The sequence below is a fragment of the Curtobacterium sp. NPDC090217 genome (assembly GCF_044746705.1).
Classification (GTDB): domain Bacteria; phylum Actinomycetota; class Actinomycetes; order Actinomycetales; family Microbacteriaceae; genus Curtobacterium.
In genome coordinates, this window is sequence record NZ_JBIVCR010000003.1 from 373,178 (window position 1) to 396,904 (window position 23,727).

A 23,727-nucleotide genomic window follows, 5' to 3' on the forward strand; every position below is an offset into this window, starting at 1 on the left:
GTCCTGGGGCGCCGCGGTGTCGCCGTTTCTGCGCACTTGTTGGCTCGCCGTGCTGCGACCGACCGGCGGACAGTCCTTCGGCGCGATCGAGTGCGCAGCAATGCTGACCTGGGTCACCGGCGCGTCGCCGTTTCTGCGCACTTGTTGGCTCGCCGTGCTGCGACCGACCGACCGGCGGGCGGACGGACGGGCCCGCTGCGGCATCGAGTGCGCAGCAATGCCGACCTGGGGCGCCCCGGTGCCGCCGTTTCTGCGCACTCGGCCGCTCGCCGTGCTGCGACCGACCGACCGACGGTCCTTCGGCGCGATCGAGTGCGCAGCAATGCCGACCTGGTGTGCCCGCGCGTCGCCGTTTCTGCGCACTCGGTCGCTGGCAGTGCTACGACCGACCGGCGACCGACCGGCGACCGACCAGCGACCGACCGGCGACCGACCGGCGGCAGGCCGGTCGACCGGACGTCAGGCCGACGCGATCGGTGCTGCGGTCGCTGCCGCGGGGGAGACCTCGGCGAGACCGAGCGTGTCGAGGAGCCACGCGAGCTCGAACGCGCGCTCCTTCCACGACGCGTACCGCCCGCTCACCCCGCCGTGGCCCGCCGCCATCTCGGTCTTGAGGAGCACCGGAGCACCGACCTCCCGCAGCTTGGCCGTCCACTTCGCCGGCTCGACGTAGAGCACCCGGGTGTCGTTGATCGACGTCACCGCGAGGATCGCCGGGTACTGCACGTCGTCGCGGACGTTCTCGTACGGGGTGTACTCGCTCATGTAGCGGTAGACCTCGGCATCGTGCAACGGGTCGCCCCACTCGTCCCACTCGATGACGGTGAGCGGCAGGTCGGGGTCGAGGATGCTCGTGAGGGCGTCGACGAACGGCACCGCGGCGAGGATGCCGGCGAAGCGATCGGGAGCGATGTTCGCGACGGCTCCCATCAGGAGCCCGCCCGCGCTGCCGCCCTCGGCGACGAGCTGTCCCGCCGTGGTGCGACCGGTCTCGATGAGGTGGTCGGCGACCGCGACGAAGTCCGTGAAGGTGTTCTTCTTCGTGAGGGTCTTGCCGTTCTCGTACCAGTGGCGTCCCATCTCGCCACCACCGCGCACGTGCGCCACCGCGAACACGACGCCCCGGTCGAGCATCGACAGCCGCATCACGCTGAACCCGGGGTCGATGGAGTGCTCGTACGAGCCGTACCCGTAGAGGTGCAGCGGGCTCGGCGTGCCAGTGTCGACGGCGTCACGACGCCACACGAGGGAGATCGGCACCCGTGTGCCGTCGGTAGCCGTTGCCCAGTCGCGCTCCTGCACGTAGTCGGCGGGGTCGTAGCCGCCGAGGACCGGCTGGCGCTTCAGCACCGTCACCTGCCCGGTCGCGAGGTCCAGGTCGCTCACCTCTGACGGGGTGACGAACGACGTGAACCCGATGCGGAGCGTCGGTTGGTCCCACTCCGGGTTGCCACCGAGGCCGGCGGAGAAGAGCGCTTCGTCGAAGGGGACCTCGTGCGCATCACCGAACCCGTCGCCCTCGATCGGGATGATCGCGACACGGGGCAGCGCTTCGGCACGGTACTCGAGCGCGAGGTGCCCGGCGAAGGCGTCGACGGACTCGATGCGGCGTTCAGCGTGGTGCGCCACGACGACACGGCGGTCGGTCTCGGAGGTGGGGTCGTCGGCGGGGACGTCTACGAGCTCGAAGTTCTCGGCGCCGTCGTTGTGCAGGACGAGGAGCCGGTCGCTGCCGCCGACGATGGCGTGCTCGATCTCGTACTCCACGCCGTCCCGACGCGGCCACACCACGTGGAAGTCGCCAGTCGGGTCGGCGGCGTCGAGGATCCAGGCTTCCGAGGTGATCTTCGACCCGAGCTGGATCACGATGTACTGCGAGGACCGGGTGACCCCGACGCCCACCCAGTACCGGTCGTCGGGCTCTTCGAAGACGACGACGTCGTCCGTCGCGGCGGTGCCGACGGTGTGGCGCCAGATCCGGTCGGGACGCCAGGAATCGTCCACCGTGGGGTAGAAGACGTAGCGGCCGGACGGGTCGAACGTCGCACCGGACCCGGTGTTCTCGACGACGTCGTCGAGGTCCTGCCCGGTCGTCAGGTCCCGCACGTGCAGGGTGTAGCGCTCGTCGCCCTCGACGTCGACGCCGTACACCAGCCGGGTGCCGTCGTCGGAGATGTCGTACGAGCCGAGCGAGAAGAAGTCGTGGCCGTCGGCGAGGACGTTGCCGTCGAGGACGACCTCTTCCCCAGGGAGGGCATCGGCGCCACCGTCGAGTGACGGCGGCGTCCAGTCGTCCGGATCGCTGATCGGCGCCCGGCACTGCACGCCGTACTGGCTGCCCTCGCTGGTGCGGGTGAAGTACCACCACCCGCCCATGCGCACCGGCACCGAGAGGTCGGTCTCCTGCACACGGCCCTTGACCTCACCGAAGATCCGGTCGCGCAGCGGGGCCAGGTGGTCCGTCGCGGCCGCGGTGTAGGCGTTCTCGGCTTCGAGGTACGCGACGGTGTCCGGGGACTCCTTGTCACGCAGCCACTCGTAGTCGTCGACGAAGTCGATGCCGTGGTGCGACCGGGTGACCGGGCGCTTGTCGGCGGTGGGCGGGGTGGTCGCTCCGTGCTCGCTGCTCACCGCACCAGCCTAGGCCGCAGCGACGTCGAGACGCCTGCGCAGGCGGTCCATGTCGACGGTGGATCGAACGCGCTCGGCGAACGCGTCGACCTCCGTCGCGACGTCCGTCACGAGCCAGGCCCGTCGGCGGCGGCGGGACGTCACGGACCGGATGATGCCGGCGCGGTCGAGAGCGACCGCCAGGTCGTCCGGCGACCTGCCCGACTCCGCTGCGAGGGCGGTCAGGTCGTCCTCGGTCATGACGGGGTCGTGGAACAGCGCGCCGACGTCCCACGGCAGGCGCCGTGCCGCATCCGCAGCGTGCTCGTCGAGCACCAGCGCCGTGAGTGCCGCTTCGTCGCAGGCGGTCCCGATCGCGATCGCCAGGTCGGCGACGAAGTCGTGGACGGACCCGAACCGGTAGCGCACCAGGTGGTCGAAGTACCGGGAACGGTCGGCGACGAGCGCGGTCGCGATCGGCACGGTCGTCCTGCTGACACCCCGGCGTCGCAGGACCGCGCCGATCAGCGCCCGCCCGATGCGCCCGTTGCCGTCGGTGAACGGGTGGATCGACTCGAACTGGGCGTGGGCGATCGCGGCCTGGGCGACGGGGTGCAGGTCGTCGCGGGCGAGGAACACCAGGAGGTCCGCCATCGCCTCCGGGACCAGGTCCGGTGGTGGCGGGACGTACGTCGCGAGCCGCGGGCTGCTGCCACCGCCGATCCAGTTCTGGACGGTCCGGTACCGACCGGCGTCGCGTCCGTCCAGGGGGTCGTCCCGCATCAGGTCGAGGTGCGCGGCACGGACGGCGTCCGCCGTGATCGTGCCGGACGCCGCGTCCGTGACGAGGCGGTCCAGCGCCCTGGTCGCGGCCACCATCACCGTCGCGCTGTCGTTCGCACGGACACCGACGACGGCGCGGGCGTAGTCGTCGAGGCCGGCGTGCTCGTCCTCGATGCGGGAGGACGCCACTGCCTCGGTCCGGGCGAGGACACCGCCGAGTGCGCCGATCCGCGTCCCGTGCTCGCGATCGAGCCGTCGGAGCGCGGCGACCGCCCGGTCGAGCAGCGCGTCGTCGCCGGGTGCCGCACGGTACCTGGCGGTCGCGATGCGTGGTGGGATCCACGTGGTCACCGCGGTGCAGAGCCGGTCGGCGCGCGGTCCACGCACCCCGCTCCGCCACGGCCGCTCGGCTCGCTCGTGGCGCGGCCAGTCGGTGATCCGTGTCGTCGTGTCCTGGTGCACAGCGGCCTCCGTCCGTCCCGACGACGGTAGACACGGTCGGCCAGCGAGCGCCAGGAATCGGTATGTCGTACTTCGCCGGCCGTGTCGGCGGCGACGGCTACCGTGGACCGCATGACCAACTCCTTCGCCATCACCGGTGCCCACGTCGTCCCCGTCACGGCGGACGAGTTCGACGGGGGAGCGGTCGTCGTCGAGGACGGACGCATCACGGCACTCGGTCCCGACGTCACACCCCCACCGGGGATGCCCGTCGTCGATGCTGCCGGTGCCTGGCTCGTCCCGGGGTTCGTCGAGGCGCACGGCCACGTCGGCATCCACGAAGAAGCGAACGGCCCGGCCGGCAACGACACGAACGAGCTGACCGGCCCGAACATGGCAGCGGTCCGCGCGATCGACGCCGTCGACATCGACGACGAGGGCTTCCGCGACGCCCTGTCCGGCGGCATCACCTCGATCGTCGTCAAGCCCGGCTCCGGCAACCCGATCGGCGGTCAGTCCGTCGCCATCAAGACCTGGGGCGGCCGGACCATCGACGAACAGCTCATCTCCGACGCCGTGAGCGTGAAGAGCGCCCTCGGCGAGAACCCGAAGCGCGTGTACGGCGACAAGGGCCAGACCCCGTCCACCCGACTCGGGGTCGCCAAGGTGATCAGGGAGGCGTTCGTCGCGGCACAGGACTACCGCGCCGCCCGTGACGCCGCCGCTGCGAAGGACGAGCCCTTCACGCGCGACCTCACCAAGGAGACCCTCGTCCGCGTGCTCGACGGCGAGCTCGCCTGGGACCAGCACACCCACCGCCACGACGACATCGCGACCGCCGTCCGACTCGCCGGGGAGTTCGGGTACCGGCTCGTCGTGAACCACGGCACCGAGGCGCACAAGATCGCGGACGTCCTCGCCGAGAAGGACATCCCGGTCATCTACGGCCCGCTCTTCACGAGCCGGTCCAAGGTCGAGCTCCGTGACCGCGGCATCCCGCACCTGGCCGCGCTCGCCGCCGCGGGCGTCCGGGTCGCGATCACGACCGACGCCCCCGTCGTGCCGATCAACATGCTCGTCACGCAGGCGACGATGGCCGTCCGGGACGGACTCCCACGCCAGACGGCACTCGAAGCGCTCACCACGAACCCGGCGACGTTCCTCGGTTTCGGTGACCGCGTCGGGCGGATCGAGCCCGGCTACCACGCCGACCTCGTGCTCTGGTCAGGCGACCCGCTCGATGCGACGAGCCGCGCGACGCGCGTCTGGATCGAGGGCCGACAGGTCTTCGAGTGGGCGGACGGCGTCGGCGTCACCACACCACGCTGGTAGCGCTCTGGACGGACGGGAGGCCCGGATCGCGACGTGCGCGCACGTCGCGATACGAGCCTCCCGTCCGACCGCCGGCGGTGCGGCGTCAGGACTCGCGCGCCAGCAGGAAGTCGTTGATGCGGGTCGTGAGCTCGGCGTCCACGGGGACCTCGTCCCCGTTCACCAGTCGGATCGGCGCCGCCTGCCGGACGCTCGACACGAGCCAGAGCGCATCGGCCGCGCGCAGGTCGTCCATGGTGACGAGTTCGTAGGCGGTCTCGATCCCGGCCTCTTCGGCGAAGCGGAACACGTCCGCCTGCGTCGTGCCGGCGAGGATCCCGATGTCCGTGCGCGGTGTGACGAGCCGACCACCCACGGACATGATCAGGTTCGCGCGCGTGCCCTCGAGCACGTAGCCGTCCGTCGACACGAACAGTGCGTCGTCGGCCCCGCGGCGCGCGGCTTCGCGGAGCGCGGCCATGTTCACCGCGTAGGACAGCGTCTTCGCGCCCTGCAGCAGCCACGGCGAGGTGCGCTCCACGTCGTGGCGGTACCCGCGGTCGAGCGTGACGACCGCGATGCCCTCGGTCCGGTCGGCGGTCGAGTCCGGCGAGGCCGCGGCGTACACCCACCCGGTCGGACGCCCGGACCCCTCGACGCCGCGGGTGAGGACGGTCTTCGCGAACGCCTCGTGCACGGGGTCGAGCTCGGCGCACACGGCCTCGATCGCGCGGCGCCACGCGTCGAGGTCCGGAAGCGGCAGGTCGAGCATGCGGGAGGACCGCTCGAAGCGGGCGAGGTGCGGCTCGAGGGCCTGCGGGCGACCGTCGACGACGGTGATCGTCTCGAAGACGCCGTCGCCCCGGATGATGCCGAGGTCCTGCACCTGGAGGTGCTCCTCGAGCGGGGCCGCGAACGTGAAGGCGTCGGCGGACGGATCGTGCGGCGCGGCGTCGCGGGAGGGCTGGTTGAGGACGGCGAGCACGGTGTCGGTCATGCAGCCATCCAACCCCACGTCAGCGCTGCTCCGGTAGGGCGCCCATCAGCTTCCAGACCGCCTCGGTCAGTTCGGGGTGTTGCAGCGCGATCCGACGCAGGCGGTGGTACTCCTCACCGAGCTGGGTGCCGTGGCCGGACGCCGGGTGCATCGACCACTGTGCACTCCGCTGCCCGATCGCGGCGTCGAGTTCGAGGGCCTCTTCGCGGAGGATGAGCACGACCTGCTCGTCGACGGTGGGCAGCATCGGCATGAACTCCCACGGGTCGTCGCCCTGCCGCGAGCGGTGCTCGACGATCATCGAGATCTCTTCCGCCGCCTCGGCACGCAGCACTTCGAGGCTGCGCCCGAATCTCCGGTGCTCAGCCATGGTGCCCCCGCAGCACACCTGCCATGGAACGAGCGTACGCCAGATCATCGGCCACACTGGACACGTGACCGAGCGCGACGAGACGAAGAACCAGCACCCCCGCGTCGTCGTCGTGTACCTGCTCCGGGACGACGGTCCCGGACCGTCGGTGCTGCTCGGCGAGAAGCGCCGCGGGCTCGGGAGTGGCCGCGTGGTCGGCCCTGGTGGCAAGCGCGAGCCGGGGGAGACGGCGGTCGAGACCGCCGTCCGCGAGGTCGCCGAAGAGGTCGGCTTGCGGCTCGACCCGGCCGACCTGGAGGCTCGTGGCACGTTGAACTACCGGTTCCCGTTCCGGCCGTCCTGGTCCCAGGTCTCCGACGTGTTCGTCTGTCGGGTCTGGTCCGGCACGCCGGTCGCGAGCGACGAGCTCGAACCGCGGTGGATCCCGCTCGACGACGTTCCCTACGACGCGATGTGGGACGACGCGAAGTACTGGCTCCCCGCGGTGCTGCGTGGTGGCACCGTCGCGGCACGGTTCACGTTCGCCGAGGACAACGCCACGGTCGCCGGGTTCACCGGGGTCGGTGTCGACGCGCCGGACGCCTAGCGCTGCGTGCGGGTGCTGCCGGTCCTGGCTTCCTCGGCCGCGGCCATCACGTCGGCGTCACCGCTGCGGCCGCCGAGCGGACGGACGAAGAAGTCGATGATCCCGAACACGATCGCGCCGACCATCGAGAACATCGCCCAGCCGACGAAGAGCCCTGCGGTGTTCCGGCCGTCCGCTGGTGCGAGGATGACGCTCGCTGCGTAGAACACCACGGTCAGCGCCAGGAAGACGATGACGAGCGTGATGAGGAGACGGTGCCAGGCGCTACGGGTCATGATGCCCCAGGATACCGCTCAGCGCGCGGCGTGCCGGCTGTGCTGCCGCTCGCCCTCGTCGTCCCGGACCTGCTGTCGCACGACGGGAATGCTCCTGGTCGTCAGCGGTTCGTTCTCGAGACCGTCGCGGCCACCCGTGAAGACGTCCCCTGCGGCGCGTTCGTCCTCCCAGAGCTCGTCGTCGCGGAGGACCTTGAGGGTCCCCGTCTCGGTCGAGGTCAGCCCGTGGCGCTCGAGCTCCACGTCGCGCTGCTTGCCGAGGAACTCGCGGTTGGCGGTCTGGGCGTCCATGAACATCGTCGTGCGCCCGGTGACGATCGCCCGGATGCGGCGGTGCTCCCACCACTTCTTGCCGAAGTACATGAGCACGAGGCCTGCCGCTGCGTAGCAGCCCATCGTGATGAGCCCACGCGCTGGACCTGGGCCGACGCCGTAGATCTGGTGCTTGATCATGTCGACCATGCTCGAGCCGACCACGACGTGGTTGAGCCACGCGAAGGGCTCCGGCATGAACCACTTCGGGTAGGCACCACCGGATGACGGCATCGACAGGAAGACGAAGCAGATCATCGCGGGGGCGGCGATGAACCGGCCGACGAAGTAGCTCAGGCCGTTCACCGCGAGGCCGATCGCCACGATCCAGCCCCACGCGATGAGCACGAGCTCGATCCAGTGGCCGTGGATGGCGCCGACGACGGGCCCGGCGAGCGTGTTCGTGATGAGCGAGATGACGAGCCCGCCGATGACGATGACGGCCATCCTGGTGCGGTGGCGCAGCGGGCCGCCCATGATGCCGATGAACATCGACACCATGTAGCCGCCGATGCACCACGCGAGCATGACGTACATCGCGACGGTGCCGTACTCGTCGTAGGCGGGGAGCGCGGCGAGCTCGGTGATCTTCGGCGTCGCCACCCCGGTCGCCGTCAGCACGGCCGACAGCGTCGCGGGGACGAGGCTCGCGACCTGGAACTGGTGCGCGCTCGCCTTGAAGAACTCGTTCGTCGCGGGGTCGTACGCCACGGCCATCGACCCGGCGATCACGTCCCGCTTGGCGGCGACGAGGGAGTCGTACGTGTGGAAGACGTACTCGCCCGGCAGCGCCTTCTGCACCGCGGCGACGAAGCCGGGATCGCTGCCGACGAGGGCGATCGGCACGTCGTGCGGGTGCGGCGCGTGGAACGCGAAGACGTAGCAGAGGCAGAAGCCGACGATGAAGAACAGCGGCATCCAGAGCTGCAGGCCGATGAGCTGGAGCGACGGGTGCAGCGTGCCGTACCAGCGGCGGTAGGCGCTGATCTTCTGCGGTGCCGGGACGGGCGCCTGACGACGCTGCTTCGGACGCGAGGACCCGGCGACCTTCGAACCCCGACGCGGCTTGGTGCCTCGGGCGGAGGGGCGGGTGGTCCGCTGCTTCGGAACGGACTTCTGCTGCGCCCCACCGGAACGGTCCGGGGTGTCGGTGTTCTTCGGGACGTCGTTCCGCGGCGTGCTCACTCGGCGCTGTGCTCCTGGTTCTCGTGTCGGGTCCGGCCAGGATACGCCGCCGCGCTGACCGCGTCCCGGGCGGGTCGCGACTCCGGCCCGGGAGCGGCGTGAGTGCGCGGTTGTGGCGGTCTGGGCGTGTGTGGGTCGCCGTTGCTGCGCACTCGGTGTGGCCAGCGGGGTGGCGGACGGGAGGCTGGTGGCGGTGCCGCCCCGTGCCTCCGGCCCGGTGGTGGGGCGAGTGCGCGGTTGTGGCGGTCTGGGCGTGTGTGGGTCGCCGTTGCTGCGCACTCGGTGCGGCCGGCCGCCGGCGCCGGGCGCGGTGCGCCTGCGGCGCTTAGGAGCGGCTGCGGGACGCCTGGGCCGAGTCCATCGCGAGCTCCTCCGCGTCGAGCGTCACGAGCACCCGGCGCATCACCTCTTCGTCGAGGTTGCCGCGCTCGCGTTCCTCGAGCACGATCTCGCGACGGCGGTCGAGCAGCTCGCGGCGGATGTCCTGGATCTGCGCGCCGCTGAGCCGGACCGGTGCGTTCCGTTCCTCGGACTCCTCTTCCTCGGCGTCGCGTCGGAAGGTCTCCGCCTGACGCTCGAGACGGGCCTTGAGTCGGGAGACGACGGCCTCCACCGCGTCGGTGCCGAACTGCGCGGACCACTCGGGCTTCCGGTCGTCCAGGAGCTGGATCGCCGCCTCGGTCGTGCGCTGGTTGAGCCGCATCTCGCTGCGGATGTCCTCCTCGCCCTCCGCCGGGTCCTGCACCTTGAGCCGTCGGATCACGAACGGCAGCGACAGCCCCTGCAACAGGAGTGTGCCGACCGTCACGAAGAACGCGATCACGAAGATGGTGTCCTGTGCCTTGATGTCGACCGGGTTCGCGACGACGGAGACCGCGGCGGCGAGCGTGACCACGCCGCGCATGCCGGTCCACGAGATGACGGTGAGCTCACGCCAGTTCAGCTTCGGCTCGGCGGAACCGCGCAACCACCGCAACGAGGGATGGCCGCGGGACAGCCGGATCCGCAGCGGTCGCAGCCACCGGCCGTTGAAGCGGTTGCGGACGTAGGACTCGAAGACGAAGAGGGGCCTGACGACGATCACGACCGCGAGGACCACGGCGGCCGCGGTGATCGTCTGCCCGAGACTCCGCTCGCTCTCGATGAGGTCCTGCACGACCGTGTTGAGCTGCAGCCCGATGAGCGCGAAGACGAAGCCCTCGAGGATGACGTCGATGCTCGTCCACAGCGGACGCTCCTGCAGCCGGGTGGCGTACCCCTCCTTCGGCGAGTTGTACCCGATGTACAGGCCGGCGGTGACGACCGCGATGACGCCGGACCCGGAGAGGTCCTCGGCCAGGATGTAGGCGACGAACGGCAGCAGGATGCTCATGATCGTCTCGACCACCGGGTCGTTGATGCGCTGCCGGATCCAGTGCACGAGCACGCCGAGGACCCCACCGACGGCGAGCCCCACACCGATGGCGAGCCCGAAGATGCCGAGGTCCTGCCAGATGGTGAGCGACGTCCCCGCGGCGATGAGGGTGAACACCCGCACCAGTGTCAGGGACGCCGCGTCGTTGATGAGGCTCTCGCCGGACAGCACCGTCATGACGCGACGGGGCAGTCCGAGCTTCCGGCCGATCGCCGCGGCGGACACCGCGTCCGGCGGCGCCACGATCGCCCCGAGCAGGATCGCCGCCGGCCAGTCCATGTCCGGGATGATGATGTACGCGGCCAGGCCGACGGCCAGCGCCGTCACGATGACCAGGAAGATGCCGAGACGACGGATCTGCTTGATCGACGTCCGGAAGCTCTGCCACGAGACGTCGAGCGCCGCCGAGTAGAGCAGCGGCGGCAGGATCAGCGTGAGGATGACCTCGGAGTCGATCTCGATCGGGGGCAGCCCCGGCAGGAACGACGCCGCGAGCGCCACCGCTGTGACGAGGAGCGGAGCGGGGAGCCCCTTCGCCCGTGCGAAGCCGGTCACCGCGAGCGATCCGACCAGCAGGATGAGGAGCTCGACGGTGTCCATGGACCCATTCTCCCATCGGAATGCTTCCGAACCTGAACGAGTCTGCAGTCGACATGAACGGCTGGTGACCGATCGGGGTTTGCTCGGAACGCTCCGGACTGGGACACTTGCCCGCGGTGGACATCACACTCATAGTCGTCCTGGTCATCGCGTTGGCCCTCTTCTTCGACTTCACAAACGGTTTTCACGACACCGCCAACGCGATGGCGACACCGATCGCCACCGGGGCCATGAAGCCCAAGGTGGCGGTCACGGTCGCAGCGGTGCTCAACCTCGTCGGTGCGTTCCTGAGCACCGCCGTCGCCACGTCGATCTCGCACGGCCTCATCAACGAGGGTCCCGGCGGCGTCGCGATCTCGCCGGAGATGATCTTCGCCGGGCTCATCGGCGCGGTGGTCTGGAACATGATCACGTGGCTGCGCGGCCTGCCGTCGTCGTCCTCGCACGCGCTGTTCGGCGGGCTCATCGGCGCCGCGATCGTCGGGGCCGGGTTCCAGTCCGTCAACTACCTCGCGCTGATGACCGTCGTCATCATCCCCGCGTTCCTGTCGCCGGTGATCGCTGCGCTGGTCTCGTACCTGTCGACGCGCATCGCCTACCGGATCACCCGGCGCCCGGTCTTCCCGAACGAGCGCGGCGGCTTCCGGATCGGGCAGATCTTCACCTCGTCGATGGTGTCGCTCGCACACGGGACGAACGACGCGCAGAAGACCATGGGTGTCATCACGCTCACCCTCATCGCGTCCGGCGCGCAGTCGTCGAACAGCGGCGTGCAGCTCTGGGTCGTCGTCGCCTGCGCCCTCGCGATCGCCCTCGGGACCTACACCGGCGGCTGGCGGATCATCCGCACGCTCGGCTCCGGCATCACGGAGATCCGCGCGACGCAGGGCTTCGCGGCAGAGGCCTCGACCGCTGCCACGATCCTCGCCTCCAGCCACCTCGGCTTCGCGCTGTCGACGACGCAGGTGTCCTCCGGCTCGATCATCGGTGCCGGGCTCGGTCGCCGCGGCTCGAAGATCCAGTGGTCCACGGCGGGCAAGATCGTGATCGCCTGGTTCATCACGCTGCCCGCGTCGGCAGCGGTCGGAGCGGTCGCGTCCGGGATCGCCCGGTTCGGCGTCGTCGGGCTCGTCATCGACGCGCTCGTCGGGGCCGCGGTCATCCTCGGCCTGTACCTGTGGTCGCTCCGGAAGCCGCACGGCTCCGCCTCCGCGATCGAGGTCGACGTCGCCGCCAACGCGGTCTTCACCCGCAAGGAGCTCCGCGACCTGCAGCGCAAGAAGCGCGCGGAGAACGTGGCCGCTCGTCGCGAGGAGCTCAGCCGCGAGCGCACGCTCCGCCGCATGGCCGCACGCAAGGGAGGGCGTCGCTGATGGGTATCGACTGGTTTGCCTTCCTGACGGTGGCGCTCGTCGCCGTCGTGTCCTCCTGCTTCGTCGTCGCCGTGTACTCGGTCGGCCTCCGCTTCTGGAGCGCCGCCGACACCCGCGAGGGCAAGTTCACCGTGAAGGACGACGGGACGATCGGCCCAGCGACCGCAGGGTTCCCGAACCCGCAGGGCGCCACCGCCGCCGTGCGCGGGTTGCGCGCAGCGGCCATCGCCTGCTTCGTCGTCTGCGGCGCCGTGGTGCTCTACGGCATCTACCTGATCGTCCCGCAGTTCCACTGACGGACGGGAGGCTCGTGGCGGGCCGCCACGAGCCTCCCGTCCGCCGTCTGGTCGCCGCGCGCCCACCGGACCGGCTGGACGGGACGGACTACCCTCGTGACGTGATCCACGACGAGGAGGCGCACGTGAGCGTTGGTACCCGCACCGAGACCGATTCCCTGGGCTCGAGGGAGGTGCCGACCGATGCGTACTGGGGTGTCAACACGCTGCGGGCGCTGGAGAACTTCCCGATCACGAGCGTGCCCATCGCGGTGTACCCGGATCTCATCGAGGCGCTCGCGACGGTGAAGCAGGCCGCGGCCCGTGCGAACAAGGCGATCGGCGTGCTCGACGACGAGCGTGCCGATGCGATCGACCGTGCGGCGCAGGAGGTCCGCGACGGAGCCCTCCGCGACCAGTTCGTCGTCGACGTCGTGCAGGGCGGCGCCGGCACGTCGACGAACATGAACACGAACGAGGTGCTCGCGAACCGGGCGCTCGAACTCCTGGGGCGCGAGAAGGGCGACTACGCCTACCTGCACCCGATCGACCACGTGAACCGCAGCCAGTCGACGAACGACACCTACCCGACGAGCGTGAAGATCGCGATGATCTTCGGCGTGCGACGGCTCGTCGAGCAGCTCGAGCAGCTCTCCGAGGCCTTCGCCGAACGCGGAGCGGCGTTCGCGGACGTGCTCAAGGTCGGACGGACCCAGCTGCAGGACGCGGTGCCGATGACCCTCGGCCAGGAGTTCACCGGCTTCTCGCACACCATCCAGGAGGACGTGCTCCTGCTCCGCCGGGTCACGCCGTTGCTCGCGGAGATGAACCTCGGCGCGACCGCGATCGGCACCGGGATCACCGCCGACCCGCTGTACCGCGACGAGGTGCGCCGTCAGCTGCAGGAGGCGAGCGGCATCGACGTGGTGACCGCCCCGGACCTCATCGAGGCGACGAGCGACGCCGGTGCGTTCATGACGCTCTCCGGCACGGTCAAGCGGAGCGCGATCAAGCTCTCGAAGATCTGCAACGACCTGCGGCTGCTGGCGTCGGGACCGCAGGCCGGGTTCGGGGAGATCACGCTGCCGGCTCGACAGGCGGGTTCGTCGATCATGCCGGGCAAGGTGAACCCCGTGATCCCCGAGGTCGTCAACCAGATCGCGTTCGCGGTCGCCGGTGCGGACGCCACGGTGACGATGGCGGCGGAGGGCGGGCAGCTGCAGCTCAACGCCTTCGAGCCGATCATCGCGCACTCGATCATGCAGTCGCTGCAGTGGATGACCCGCGGGTGCGCGACGCTCCGCGAGCACTGCGTCACGGGCATCGAGGCGAACGAGGCGAAGCTCGCGGCCCAGGTGGACACGAACGTCGGCGTCGTCACGGCCCTGACGCCGTACATCGGCTACGCGGCGGCGGCGTCGATCGCGCACACCGCACTGACCACCTCGACGCCGATCTCCACCCTCGTCGTCGCGGCGGGGCTCATGGAGCCGGACCAGGTGCAGCGTGTCCTGAGCCCGGCGCGGCTGTCCGGCATCGAACTCGCCACCGGCGCGATCCCGGTCATCACCGAGGCCATGCTCGACGCGGAGGCGGCCCGGAAGCAGTAGCGGCTAGGGAAGGGGCATCGGCGGCTCGCCGACCCTGACCTGGTCGGAGACCGTGCGGAGGCGCTCCTGCTCCTCGTCGTGCGGTTCGGCCTGGGGGAGGCGTGCCGCCGCGGTCCTGACCTCGTGCGCCGCTGCGACGTCGGCGTCACGCCAGCGAGCGAGTGTGAAGTTGCGCGTGACGTCGCGGAGCGGGAGCCGGATGGCCTCGTCGGCCTCGATCCCGGCGAGGAGCTGCCGCATCCGGATCACCTCGGAGTCGAGCTCGCCGCCGACGACGAGCACGAAGTTCGAGAGGTACAGGTAGACGAGCAGCAGGATCGCGCCGCCGAGCCAGCCGTACGCCCGGTTGCCGCCGCCGACGGTCTCGACGTAGAGGGAGAACCCGAACGTGGCGATCGCCCACGCCACGATGGCGAACGCGGCGCCGGCGGACACCCACCGCAGCTGCGGCGTCTTCACGTTCGGCGTCGCGTAGTAGAGCACGGCGACCATCACGACGAGGTCCACCGCCAGGATCGGCCACTTCACGACGTTCCAGAGGTCGTCGACCCACGTCGCCCAGCCCAGTTGGTGGACGATCGCGGCCGAGATGGTCGGGGTCCCGAGCAGGATGACGATGGCGATCGCGCCGCCGACCATGACGAGCAGCGTGACGAGGAGCATCATGCTGCGGAACTTCCAGATCCGGCGGCCCTCCTCGACCTCGTACGCGGTGTTCATCGCTCGGCCGAAGGCGGTCGCGTACCCGGACAGCGACCACAGCGTCAGCACGACGCCGGTCGAGAACCCGAGCCACGGGTTGTCGAGCGTCAGGAGCTGGCGCAGTGGCTGTTCGAGGTGCTCGGCGGTCTCCGGCCGCACGATGAAGCCGATGATCTCGATGATGTCCGCCAGGCTGTCCCCGGCCCGGTCCACGATCGCGAGCGCCGACACCACGGTGAGCGTCGTCGGGAACACGGTCAGCAGGGCGAAGAACGTCAGGGAGGCTGCTGCGTCGACGACACGGTGCCGGATCACCGAGTGGTAGGTGCGGCGCACGACGGCGCGGACCCCGGTCCGCTGGAGCTCGCGCGCAGTCGGGTCCGGCATGTGGACGAATCTACCCGTCCACGCGCCCTGGTCCGGTGCTTGGTTGCTTCCGGTCCGGTCCGGTCCGCGAAAGCGACACTGTCCCGGAACTGCCGGACGGTTGTTCCGCGAAAGCGACACTCTGCTGCGGAACTTCCGTCGCAGACTGTCGCTTTCGCGGGGCCCGGGCGGAGGCCGGGCGAGACTCGCGGGTCAGTTCGCGTGGGGGTGCAGGGCGTCGTAGCGGCGGAACGACGGGACGAGGCGCAGGAGCAGCGCGACGAGACCGATGATCGCGACGCCGCCGAGGATCGGCGGGACGGCGATGCCCGCGGCGACGACCAGACCGGCGTACAGGTCGCCGAGCCGAGGGCCGCCGGTGACGACGACGATGAAGATGCCCTGCAGCCGTCCGCGCATGCCGTCGGGCGACGCGGACTGCAGGATCGTGTTCCGGAACACCGAGCTGACGTTGTCCGCGCCGCCGGCCAGGGCGAGGAAGAGCGCGGCGAACCCGAGCGCCGGCAGGATCCCGGTGCTGAACGAGTCGCCGGCGCGGCCTCCGAGCGCGTGCGCGAGGGCGACGACCACGCCGAACGCGGCGATCGCGGCACCGTAGGCCGTGATCGCCCAACCGACGGCCTCGCCCTGACGGCGGACGTGGCCGAGCGGGCCGGAGAACACGCTCGAGAGCAGCGCACCGACGGCGTAGGCGGCGGTGAGCGTCCCGACCGTGACGGCGCCGCCGCCGATCACCAGGGCGCCGATCGCGGGGAAGAGCACGCGGGGCTGCCCGAAGGTCATCGCGACGATGTCGAGGACGAACGTCATCGTGATGTTGCGGGACTTCCGGAGGAACCTGGCGCCCTCGACGAGGGATCCGAGCCCGGGCTTCAGGGCACCGTGGTCGGCGGCCATCCTCGGCAGCGTGAACACCCCGGCGAACGCGAACGTGAACAGCACGACGTCGATGGTGTAGGTCGGCGCGAACCCGACCGACGCGATGAGGACACCGGCGATCGCGGGGCCAACCGTGACCTGGAAGCCCGAGGCGATGCCGCCGAGGGCGCTCGCCGCCGGGAGCAGGTCGGTGCCGACGAGCCTCGGCACGATCGCGGAGCGCGAGGCGTTGCTCACGGTCGCCGCGACGGCGTTCACGGTCGCGAGGACGTAGAGCAGCGCGACGCTGTGCAGACCGAGCCACGAGTGCGTGGCGATGAGGGCGACAGCGGCCCAGGCCACGATGCTCGACACCAGTGCCACGGTGCGCCGGTCGAACGCGTCGGCGAGCATCCCGCCGTAGAGGCCCGCGACGATCATCGGCAGGAGCGCGATCACGCCGACGAGTGCGACGGCGAAGGTCGAGTGCGTGATGTCGTACACCTCGAGGCCGACGGCGACGGTCGTCATCTGCGTCCCGATGCCGGCGATCGCGGTGCCCGCCCAGAGTCGGGCGAACGCAGGGGACCGGCGGAGCGGGGTGAGGTCGGCGAAGACGCGGCGGCGCGGCGGTGCTGGGGTGGGTTGTGTCACGGTGGAACCATTCTGGGGGCTGTCCGCCGTCTCTGGTTGACTTGCGGCATGACTGACCTGAACAGCAAGCCCGAGTTCGACGCCCCCGAGGGCCCGGCCCCCACCGACCTCGTCATCACCGACATCGTCGAGGGCACCGGGGACGAAGCGTCCGCCGGCTCGACCGTGAAGGTGCACTACGCCGGCGTCGAGTACGAGTCCGGCGAGGAGTTCGACAGCTCGTGGAACCGCGGCGAGCCGATCGACTTCCCGCTCGCGGCGCTCGTCCGCGGCTGGCAGGAGGGCATCCCCGGCATGAAGGTCGGCGGACGTCGCAAGCTCGTCGTCCCGCCGGAGCTCGCCTACGGCCCGGCCGGCGGCGGACACTTCCTGTCCGGCAAGACCCTGATCTTCGTGATCGACCTGCTCGGGGTGCGCTGATGGCGGCGGCCGTCCCGCTCGCCCCGACGGTCGAGCTCAACGACGGGCACCAGATGCCCGTGCTGGGCCTCGGCACCTACTCGCTCGACGGCGACGAGGGCGCTGCCGCGATCGGCACCGGCATCGCGAGCGGGTACCGCCTGCTCGACACCGCGCTGAACTACGGCAACGAAGACGCCGTCGGTCGTGCGGTGCGGGAGTCGGACGTCCCGCGCGACGAGCTCTTCGTCACGTCGAAGCTCCCCGGTCGCCACCACGGCTGGGACGAAGCGCACAAGTCGATCGACGAGACCCTGGGGAACCTCGGCCTCGAGTACGTCGACCTGTACCTGATCCACTGGCCGAACCCGTCGGTGGACAAGTTCGTGGACACGTGGAAGGCGTTCGTCGACCTCCGCGACAGCGGCAAGGTCCGCTCGATCGGCGTCTCGAACTTCACGCCCGCGCACCTCGCACGCATCATCGACGCGACCGGGGTGGCCCCCGCGGTGAACCAGGTCGAGCTGCACCCGTACTTCCCCCAGGCGGACCTGCGAGCGGTGCACGCCGACCTCGGGATCGTCACCGAGAGCTGGAGCCCGCTCGCCAAGCGGTCCGAGCTCCTCACCGAGGAACCGATCACCGCTGCGGCTGCCGCACACGGGGTCACCCCCGGGCAGGTCGTGCTGCGCTGGCACACCCAGCTCGGCGCGATCCCGGTGCCGAAGTCCGGCGACGTCGACCGGCAGCGCGAGAACCTCGACGTGTTCGGGTTCACGCTCTCCGACGACGAGGTCTCGGCGATCTCCGGTCTCGAGCGCGGCCGGCTCTGGGACGGCGACCCGGACACCCACGAAGAGATGTAGCGACAGCTGCCCGGGGGCAGGGGGACTACACTGGATACCCCTGTCCCGAAGGGTGGCGTGTGTCCGAACCGACCGAGATCGACCGTGAGCGTACGTACGTCGACGGGCTCTTCGCCCGACTCGACGAACTGACCGCCGAGGCCGGACAACGCCTCACCGAGACCCGCCGTCAGGCGGTCGGTGGGAACCACCAGAGCCGCAGCGAGCGTGACGCGTTCGCCAAGCTCTACGAGGACACCATCCAGACGCTCGAGCGCGTCGGGGACCGGCTCGTCTTCGGTCGGCTCGAGGTCGCCGATCCCCCCGCTGGCGAGGACGCCTTCCGGTACATCGGCCGCGTGGGGCTCCGCGATCGGGACCACCGCCCGCTCCTGCTCGACTGGCGCGTGCCCGGTGCCAGCGCCTTCTACCAGGCCACTGCCGCGCACCCGATGGGCATGCGTGCCCGTCGGCACCTCTCGCTCGAGGGCCGATCGGTCGTCGGCGTCGAGGACGAGGTCTTCGACGCCACGCTCTACGACGACGAGCGCACGCACCTGCAGGGCGAGGGTGCACTGCTCGCCGCGGTCACCGCCGAGCGCACCGGCCGGATGACCGACATCGTCGCGACCATCCAGGGCGAGCAGGACCGCATCATCCGCTCGCCGCTCGAGGGCGTCCTCATCGTGCAGGGCGGACCCGGCACGGGCAAGACCGCCGTCGCGCTGCACCGCGCCGCGTACCTGCTGTACTCCTACCGCGAGCGGCTCCGGGGCTCTGGCGTGCTCGTCGTCGGGCCGTCCCCGGCGTTCCTGACCTACATCGAGCAGGTGCTGCCGTCCCTCGGGGAGACCGGCGTCGTGATGGCCTCGCTCGGGTCGCTCTACCCCGGTGTGCACGCGACGACGCACGACCGTCGGGACACCGCCGCGGTGAAGGGCTCGGCGGAGATCGCCGACCTGCTCCGTCGCGCGGTCCGCTCGCGGCAGGTCGTCCCCACGGAATCGGTGACCCTCGACGTCGAGGGTGAACGGCTCGTCGTCCCGCCGCAGCTCGTCGCGGACGCGATGCGCCGTGCCCAGGACCGTGGGAAGCCCCACAACGTCGCCAGGGTCACGTTCAACAAGATCGCGCTCGACGCCATGACGAAGCTCCTGGCCGACCAGCTCCGCGAGCGCGGCACCACCGTCGACGACGCGGACATCAAGGTCCTGCGCGAGGACATCCGCTCGTCGTACGACGCGCGCGTGCTGCTCAACACCGCGTGGCTGCCGCTCCCGGCGGAGAAGCTGCTCGAGGACCTGTACGCCCGGCCGAACTGGCTCGCGTCGCTCACGCCGAACTGGACTCCCGAGCGCCGTGCCCTGCTGTCGCGGGAGCGCGGGGCGACGTTCACGGTCGAGGACGTCCCGCTCCTCGACGAGGCCGCCGAGCTCCTCGGCACGTTCGACCCGACGGGCGGTGCCGCGAAGCGCCAGGCGAAGGCGAGTCGCAACCGGGACATCGAGAACGCCAGACAGGCCATCGAGAACATGGGCGTCGAGGGCATCGTCACCGCCGAGCAGGTCGCCGGCGCCTTCGCCGAGGGCGGCGACCCCCGGAGCACCGCGGAGCGCGCCGCCGAGGACCGGGAGTGGACGTACGGCCACATCGTCGTCGACGAGGCGCAGGAGCTCTCCCCGATGCAGTGGCGCGTGCTGGCCCGCCGCAACCCGCTCCGATCGTTCACGATCGTCGGCGACATGGCGCAGGGGTCCTCGCCGGGAGCCGCCCGCACCTGGGACGACGTCATCGGCGCGCTCGCCCGACGCCGTCGGGGTCGTGCCCCGCAGGTGCCGCTCGACCACCGTGTCGAGGAACTCACGGTCAACTACCGCACCCCGCGATCCATCGTCGAGGCAGCGGGTGCGTTCGCCGCGTCCGCCGGGCTCACGGTCACCGCGAACCAGGCGGTCCGGGACGGCGACCCCGTCGTGCGGCTCCGAGCGACCCGCGCCGAGGTCCTCGACACCATCGTCACGACGGTGGCGTCCGAGCGCGAGCACATCGGCTCGGGGACGATGGGCGTCATCGTGCCGGACACCCAGGTCGACGTCGTGCGACAGCGTCTGGCGCAGGGCGACCTCGACGTCCGGAGCCTCGGGTCACCGCGTCCGGGATCGGTCACGGTGCTCACCGGTGCCGACGCCAAGGGGTTGGAGTTCGACGGCGTGCTGCTCGTGGACCCGGACGGCGTCGGGGACGACGCGGCCCGCGCGGCCGCCGCGGTCTACGTCGCGATGACGCGTCCGACGCGTCGCCTGACGGTCATCGACGTCGCCTGACCAGTCCGGGGGCAGGCGTCCCTGGTCGTTCGCCGATTGCGCCCCCGCACGAAGATCGCGCCCCGTCACGACGGGGCGCGATGTTCGCAACGGGGCGCGAACGGGCTGAAGCATGGGCGAGGCGGGGCGGGGTGCGAACGGGTCGCGGACGCCGGACGGGAGGCCCCGATCGGGTCCGTCAGGTCGGGTCGCCCTCGGCACGCACCCGGTCCACGAGCGCGGCCCACTGGCCGTCGAGCTGGCTGCCCGGCATCCGCACGGTGGTCCTGGCGACGGTGATCGTCCACTCGAAGTCGTCCGGTACCCGTCCCCGGCGTCGGACCGGCGGCTCGCGGGGGAGGGCGTCGACGAGGTCGTACCAGCCGTCCGGGTCGTCGCAGGACTCCGTGTCCACGCGCCACCCACGCGTGAGGCCGGCGACCCCACCACTCCGGCGGACGACGATGTGCATGCCCCGAAAATACCCCCGCTCGGCACGGTCCGGCCGGGAGATCAGGGGAGCACACCGACCGTGCGCCACGCATCGGTGACGGCGGACGACTCGCGGGAGTCTGCCCCGAACCGGGCGTCGGCAGCCGACACCGTGACGCGGGCGAAGCCGGCGAAGTCGATCGATGCCGTCACCTCCGCCGAAGTGAGCGCGTCCCACCACACCGCGCCGGCGCCGTCCCACGCACGACCGCCGATCGCCGTCGCCGCGAGGAAGAACGCGTGGTTCGGGATGCCGGAGTTCGTGTGGACGCCGCCCGAGTCGTCCTCGGTGTCGACGTACCCGGCCATGGTCGCCGGCTGCGGGTCCTTGCCGAGCACCGGGTCGTCGTACGCGGTACCCGGTGCCTTCATGGACCGGAGCGCCACCCCGTGCACGGCCGGCGTGAAGAGGCCCTCGCCGATGAGCCAGCTCGCCTGGTCGGCGGTCTGACCTGCGGCGTACTGCGCGACGAGGGAGCCGAACACGTCGCTCACCGACTCGTTGAGCGCCCCGGACTGTCCCTGGTAGGTCAGGTCGGCCGTGTACTGGGTGACCCCGTGTGCGAGCTCGTGCCCGATGACGTCGAGGGCGATCGTGAAGCGCTCGAAGACCTCGCCGTCCCCGTCGCCGAACACCATCTGCGTGCCGTCCCAGTAGGCGTTGTCGTAGTCGTTCCCGTAGTGCACGCTCGCGTCGAGGGGGAGCCCGGCGCCGTCGATCGACACCCGCCCGAACACGTCGAGCCAGAAGGCGTGGGTCGCACCGAGGCCCGCGTACGCCTCGTCCACGGCCGCGTCACCGGTGTCCGGGGCTCCTTCGCTGCGGACGAGGGTGCCGGGGAGCGAGGTCGACCCGTGCGCGTCGAAGATGCTCCGCTGCGGCGACCGGTCGGGGGCAGCGGCGGCGTGCCTGACGCCGAGTCGTGCTTCGCGCTTGGGTGCCTCGACGACGGCGAGCGAGGCCAACGCCGTGCGTGCGGCGGGGGTCGCGCGGGGGAAGGCGTCCGACGGCGCGTCCGCGATGGCGCGCAGCAGGTACGGCGGGACGACGGATCGGCGGCCGACGGATCGGGGCTGGGCGGAGGTCATGGTGACCATGGAACCCCCGACAGCCGACAATCGGGGCCGAGCCGGGCCTCCTGTCAGTCGCCCTTGCGGTTCTCGACCAGGGCGAGCGCGTACGACTCCCACCACTGGCCGGCTGCCGGGCCGCCGTTGCAGGTGCCGTCGCTGAGCCCCGGCGTCTTCACCCAGAGCAAGGCGTCCAGCCGGCTCGACCCCGCGGTCACGTGCGGGTCCTGCCCGAGCCCTGCGCCCTTCGGGTTGCACCAGTCGCCACGCCAGCCCTGACCGTTCCGGGACACGTCGATGACGAAGTGCGGATCGCCACCGACGGCATCGGCCAGTCGGTCGGCGTACGCGCGCTCCTGGTCGACACGGTAGAAGTTCGACACGTTCGTGAAGAACCCCTGCGTCTCGTCGATCCCGGCCTCGCGGAGCCACTTCGCCATCGACGCCGTCGGCACGCGGTTCTCGTTGCCGCCGTCGAGGTAGACCGTCAGCCCGTGGCCGGTGAGTGCGTCCACCGCCTTCCTGAGCAGGGGCAGCCGGGAGTCCTGGAGCCGCTTGCACACCTGGATCTGCGCGATGGCGTCGGGTTCGACCAGCACGACGGCCTTCGACCCGGCCATCGCCCGCACCGCCGAGCGCACCCACGGGACGTACTCGGACGCGGTCGTGCCGCCCTTCGAGTAGTGACCGCAGTCCCGGTCGGGCACGTTGTAGAGGACGAACACCGGCGTCCTGTCCTGCTTCCTGGCGTTCGAGACGACGTCGCGGACGGTCTCCCGGGTCTGGGTGACCGAGGGGTTCGTCAACCACGTGGCGATCGGCTGGTCCGCGATGACGGCGATGCGGTCGGCGGTGTCCTGCTCGCCGTCCTGCCGGGCGGCTGACTCCCGCATGCCGGGCTGGTTCTCGTTCGCGGGCTGTCGTGCGAGACCACCGGGGAACGCCTGGGCGGCGCTCTTCCGCTCGACGATGTGTCGGCCGTCCGGGCCGTTCGGCCGGTTCGGGAGCCAGAGCGCGACGGCCGCGACGACGGCGATCACCACGACGGCGGCACCGCCGATCCACAGCCACTGGCGGGCAGCGCTCGGCACTCGGGTCCTGCGCGGGTGATTCGTCTCGTGGTCCGGCATCGGCGGTCCTCCCTGGTCTGACCGTTGTCCGTCGGGCGCTGCGTTCGTGCGGTTCCGGGCGGCCCTGTTCCACCCGTGGCCCCATGCTTCCACCCCGATGGCCCACCTGGCCACCACGGGCAGGCGTTCCCTCAGCATCGGCGGTGCTCCTGCCCAGGAGCGCTCCAGGTGTCGCGCAGGCCGGTGACCCACACTGTCCGGATGCTCCGGAAACTCCTCCTGCTCGCCCTCACGGCGGCCTACGCCTGGGTGATCTGGCGGATGACGTTGACCCCACACGTCTTCTCCGACGCGCAGCAGTCCTTCGTCTCGCACGCGATCGTCTGGGCGCAGCAGCTCCCGGGTGGCGCGTGGCTCACCTACGACCGGACGGAGTTCCTCGCGAACATCGCCATGTTCGTGCCCGTCGGGATGATCGCCGCGATGTGGTTGCCGCGCCGCTGGTGGTTCGTCGCCGCCGTGCTGGCGGTCGGCCTCTCCGCTGGGATCGAGATCGCGCAGGGCGCACTGCTGCCGTACCGCGTGGCCGACCCGCACGACGTGCTGTCGAACGGCATGGGCGGGCTGCTCGGAGCGACGCTCGTCGGGCTCGCGCGCAGTCTGATGCCGGCCCCGCGTCGTCGTCGACTCCGGGCCAGGACCGCGTAACCCGTCTGGTAGTCTTGTGCGGTTGCCGTCGAACGGCCGCGGACAAAGAGCGCTCACGCATCCGGTGTGGGCACCGCGCAACGGACAGAAGGGGAT

Annotated in this window: 21 protein-coding genes; 9 read left to right on the plus strand and 12 right to left on the minus strand. The window is 70.9% G+C overall.

Going from position 1 to position 23,727, the window contains the following annotated elements; all coding sequences use genetic code 11:
- Nucleotides 1–459: 459 nt before the first annotated feature.
- Both ACIPJ2_RS13625 and ACIPJ2_RS13630 read right to left on the minus strand, forming a co-directional pair.
- Nucleotides 460–2,631: a S9 family peptidase gene (locus ACIPJ2_RS13625; RefSeq protein ID WP_402729256.1), complete on the minus strand. Its 2,172-nt coding sequence runs from the start codon at nt 2,629–2,631 to the stop codon at nt 460–462.
- 9 nt (nt 2,632–2,640) lie between these two features.
- Nucleotides 2,641–3,855, minus strand: a complete 1,215-nt coding sequence (locus ACIPJ2_RS13630) for a Fic family protein (protein ID WP_402729257.1) — start codon at nt 3,853–3,855, stop codon at nt 2,641–2,643.
- Between the two features lie 111 nt (nt 3,856–3,966).
- Between ACIPJ2_RS13630 and ACIPJ2_RS13635 the strand changes: the two genes are divergently transcribed.
- Complete coding sequence (locus tag ACIPJ2_RS13635; RefSeq protein WP_402729258.1) at nt 3,967–5,166, plus strand: amidohydrolase; 1,200 nt, start codon at nt 3,967–3,969, stop codon at nt 5,164–5,166.
- 85 nt (nt 5,167–5,251) lie between these two features.
- Here the strand turns inward: ACIPJ2_RS13635 and ACIPJ2_RS13640 are convergent, their stop codons facing one another.
- Together ACIPJ2_RS13640 and ACIPJ2_RS13645 are read right to left on the minus strand one after the other, a co-directional pair.
- Complete coding sequence (locus tag ACIPJ2_RS13640) at nt 5,252–6,142, minus strand: aminodeoxychorismate lyase (RefSeq protein ID WP_402729259.1); 891 nt, start codon at nt 6,140–6,142, stop codon at nt 5,252–5,254.
- Nucleotides 6,143–6,161: 19 nt separating this feature from the next.
- Nucleotides 6,162–6,512 (minus strand): tryptophan synthase subunit alpha, encoded by a 351-nt coding sequence (locus tag ACIPJ2_RS13645; RefSeq protein ID WP_281267407.1) that lies wholly within the window; start codon nt 6,510–6,512, stop codon nt 6,162–6,164.
- 64 nt (nt 6,513–6,576) lie between these two features.
- On the opposite strand from ACIPJ2_RS13645, the gene ACIPJ2_RS13650 reads away from it, so the two are divergent.
- Nucleotides 6,577–7,098: an 8-oxo-dGTP diphosphatase gene (locus ACIPJ2_RS13650; RefSeq protein WP_402729260.1), complete on the plus strand. Its 522-nt coding sequence runs from the start codon at nt 6,577–6,579 to the stop codon at nt 7,096–7,098.
- Here ACIPJ2_RS13650 and ACIPJ2_RS13655 read toward each other — a convergent pair.
- The 3 genes from ACIPJ2_RS13655 to ACIPJ2_RS13665 all read right to left on the minus strand — a co-directional run bounded on the left by ACIPJ2_RS13655 (nt 7,095) and on the right by ACIPJ2_RS13665 (nt 10,884).
- Nucleotides 7,095–7,373, minus strand: coding sequence for a hypothetical protein (locus tag ACIPJ2_RS13655; protein ID WP_402729261.1), 279 nt, complete (start codon nt 7,371–7,373; stop codon nt 7,095–7,097). The two genes, ACIPJ2_RS13650 and ACIPJ2_RS13655, sit on opposite strands and share 4 nt — an antisense overlap.
- 18 nt (nt 7,374–7,391) lie before the next feature.
- Nucleotides 7,392–8,870: an ABC transporter permease gene (locus ACIPJ2_RS13660; RefSeq protein ID WP_402729262.1), complete on the minus strand. Its 1,479-nt coding sequence runs from the start codon at nt 8,868–8,870 to the stop codon at nt 7,392–7,394.
- Between the two features lie 325 nt (nt 8,871–9,195).
- Nucleotides 9,196–10,884, minus strand: coding sequence for a cation:proton antiporter (locus ACIPJ2_RS13665; RefSeq protein ID WP_402729263.1), 1,689 nt, complete (start codon nt 10,882–10,884; stop codon nt 9,196–9,198).
- A 116-nt stretch (nt 10,885–11,000) separates the two neighbouring features.
- Between ACIPJ2_RS13665 and ACIPJ2_RS13670 the strand changes: the two genes are divergently transcribed.
- The 3 genes from ACIPJ2_RS13670 to ACIPJ2_RS13680 all read left to right on the plus strand — a co-directional run bounded on the left by ACIPJ2_RS13670 (nt 11,001) and on the right by ACIPJ2_RS13680 (nt 14,142).
- Nucleotides 11,001–12,257, plus strand: coding sequence for an inorganic phosphate transporter (locus ACIPJ2_RS13670; RefSeq protein WP_281267412.1), 1,257 nt, complete (start codon nt 11,001–11,003; stop codon nt 12,255–12,257).
- Nucleotides 12,257–12,553 (plus strand): hypothetical protein, encoded by a 297-nt coding sequence (locus ACIPJ2_RS13675; RefSeq protein WP_281267413.1) that lies wholly within the window; start codon nt 12,257–12,259, stop codon nt 12,551–12,553. The genes ACIPJ2_RS13670 and ACIPJ2_RS13675 overlap by 1 nt, the downstream gene beginning before the upstream one ends.
- Nucleotides 12,554–12,654: 101 nt before the next feature.
- Nucleotides 12,655–14,142, plus strand: a complete 1,488-nt coding sequence (locus ACIPJ2_RS13680; RefSeq protein ID WP_402729264.1) for an aspartate ammonia-lyase — start codon at nt 12,655–12,657, stop codon at nt 14,140–14,142.
- Between the two features lie 3 nt (nt 14,143–14,145).
- On the opposite strand, the gene ACIPJ2_RS13685 is transcribed toward ACIPJ2_RS13680, so the two are convergent.
- Together ACIPJ2_RS13685 and ACIPJ2_RS13690 are read right to left on the minus strand one after the other, a co-directional pair.
- Nucleotides 14,146–15,231, minus strand: a complete 1,086-nt coding sequence (locus ACIPJ2_RS13685) for a YihY/virulence factor BrkB family protein (protein ID WP_402729265.1) — start codon at nt 15,229–15,231, stop codon at nt 14,146–14,148.
- A gap of 192 nt (nt 15,232–15,423) precedes the next feature.
- Entirely contained in the window at nt 15,424–16,743 is a 1,320-nt protein-coding gene (locus ACIPJ2_RS13690) for an MFS transporter (RefSeq protein ID WP_402729266.1), read from the minus strand.
- A 48-nt stretch (nt 16,744–16,791) separates the two neighbouring features.
- On the opposite strand from ACIPJ2_RS13690, the gene ACIPJ2_RS13695 reads away from it, so the two are divergent.
- From ACIPJ2_RS13695 to ACIPJ2_RS13705, 3 genes are read left to right on the plus strand one after another with little or no spacing between them, the layout of a single operon-like run.
- Nucleotides 16,792–17,163, plus strand: a complete 372-nt coding sequence (locus tag ACIPJ2_RS13695) for an FKBP-type peptidyl-prolyl cis-trans isomerase (protein WP_281267417.1) — start codon at nt 16,792–16,794, stop codon at nt 17,161–17,163.
- Nucleotides 17,163–18,008, plus strand: a complete 846-nt coding sequence (locus ACIPJ2_RS13700; protein WP_402729267.1) for an aldo/keto reductase — start codon at nt 17,163–17,165, stop codon at nt 18,006–18,008. The genes ACIPJ2_RS13695 and ACIPJ2_RS13700 overlap by 1 nt, the downstream gene beginning before the upstream one ends.
- A gap of 59 nt (nt 18,009–18,067) precedes the next feature.
- The gene (locus tag ACIPJ2_RS13705; protein WP_402729268.1) at nt 18,068–20,311 is read left to right on the plus strand and encodes a HelD family protein; all 2,244 of its coding nucleotides are present in this window, start codon (nt 18,068–18,070) and stop codon (nt 20,309–20,311) included.
- Between the two features lie 178 nt (nt 20,312–20,489).
- Here ACIPJ2_RS13705 and ACIPJ2_RS13710 read toward each other — a convergent pair whose 3' ends face one another.
- The 3 genes from ACIPJ2_RS13710 to ACIPJ2_RS13720 are packed head-to-tail and all read right to left on the minus strand — an operon-like array spanning nt 20,490 to nt 22,944.
- Nucleotides 20,490–20,762: a protealysin inhibitor emfourin gene (locus tag ACIPJ2_RS13710; protein WP_281267420.1), complete on the minus strand. Its 273-nt coding sequence runs from the start codon at nt 20,760–20,762 to the stop codon at nt 20,490–20,492.
- A gap of 41 nt (nt 20,763–20,803) precedes the next feature.
- Nucleotides 20,804–21,871: a M4 family metallopeptidase gene (locus ACIPJ2_RS13715; protein ID WP_402729269.1), complete on the minus strand. Its 1,068-nt coding sequence runs from the start codon at nt 21,869–21,871 to the stop codon at nt 20,804–20,806.
- A 53-nt stretch (nt 21,872–21,924) separates the two neighbouring features.
- Nucleotides 21,925–22,944 carry a glycoside hydrolase family 6 protein gene (locus ACIPJ2_RS13720; protein WP_402729270.1) on the minus strand — a complete coding sequence of 340 codons (1,020 nt, stop codon included), beginning with the start codon at nt 22,942–22,944 and terminating at the stop codon, nt 21,925–21,927.
- Between the two features lie 240 nt (nt 22,945–23,184).
- Between ACIPJ2_RS13720 and ACIPJ2_RS13725 the strand changes: the two genes are divergently transcribed.
- Nucleotides 23,185–23,631, plus strand: a complete 447-nt coding sequence (locus ACIPJ2_RS13725) for a VanZ family protein (protein ID WP_281267423.1) — start codon at nt 23,185–23,187, stop codon at nt 23,629–23,631.
- Nucleotides 23,632–23,727: the final 96 nt, after the last annotated feature.

Coding starts and splice junctions, on each gene's coding strand:
- ACIPJ2_RS13635 (WP_402729258.1), top strand. CDS start 3,967: ATGACCAACTCCTTCGCCATCACCGGTGCCCACGTCGTCCCCGTCACG.
- ACIPJ2_RS13640 (WP_402729259.1), bottom strand. CDS start 6,142: ATGACCGACACCGTGCTCGCCGTCCTCAACCAGCCCTCCCGCGACGCC.
- ACIPJ2_RS13645 (WP_281267407.1), bottom strand. CDS start 6,512: ATGGCTGAGCACCGGAGATTCGGGCGCAGCCTCGAAGTGCTGCGTGCC.
- ACIPJ2_RS13655 (WP_402729261.1), bottom strand. CDS start 7,373: ATGACCCGTAGCGCCTGGCACCGTCTCCTCATCACGCTCGTCATCGTC.
- ACIPJ2_RS13665 (WP_402729263.1), bottom strand. CDS start 10,884: ATGGACACCGTCGAGCTCCTCATCCTGCTGGTCGGATCGCTCGCGGTG.
- ACIPJ2_RS13675 (WP_281267413.1), top strand. CDS start 12,257: ATGGGTATCGACTGGTTTGCCTTCCTGACGGTGGCGCTCGTCGCCGTC.
- ACIPJ2_RS13685 (WP_402729265.1), bottom strand. CDS start 15,231: ATGCCGGACCCGACTGCGCGCGAGCTCCAGCGGACCGGGGTCCGCGCC.
- ACIPJ2_RS13695 (WP_281267417.1), top strand. CDS start 16,792: ATGACTGACCTGAACAGCAAGCCCGAGTTCGACGCCCCCGAGGGCCCG.
- ACIPJ2_RS13700 (WP_402729267.1), top strand. CDS start 17,163: ATGGCGGCGGCCGTCCCGCTCGCCCCGACGGTCGAGCTCAACGACGGG.
- ACIPJ2_RS13710 (WP_281267420.1), bottom strand. CDS start 20,762: ATGCACATCGTCGTCCGCCGGAGTGGTGGGGTCGCCGGCCTCACGCGT.
- ACIPJ2_RS13715 (WP_402729269.1), bottom strand. CDS start 21,871: ATGACCTCCGCCCAGCCCCGATCCGTCGGCCGCCGATCCGTCGTCCCG.
- ACIPJ2_RS13725 (WP_281267423.1), top strand. CDS start 23,185: ATGCTCCGGAAACTCCTCCTGCTCGCCCTCACGGCGGCCTACGCCTGG.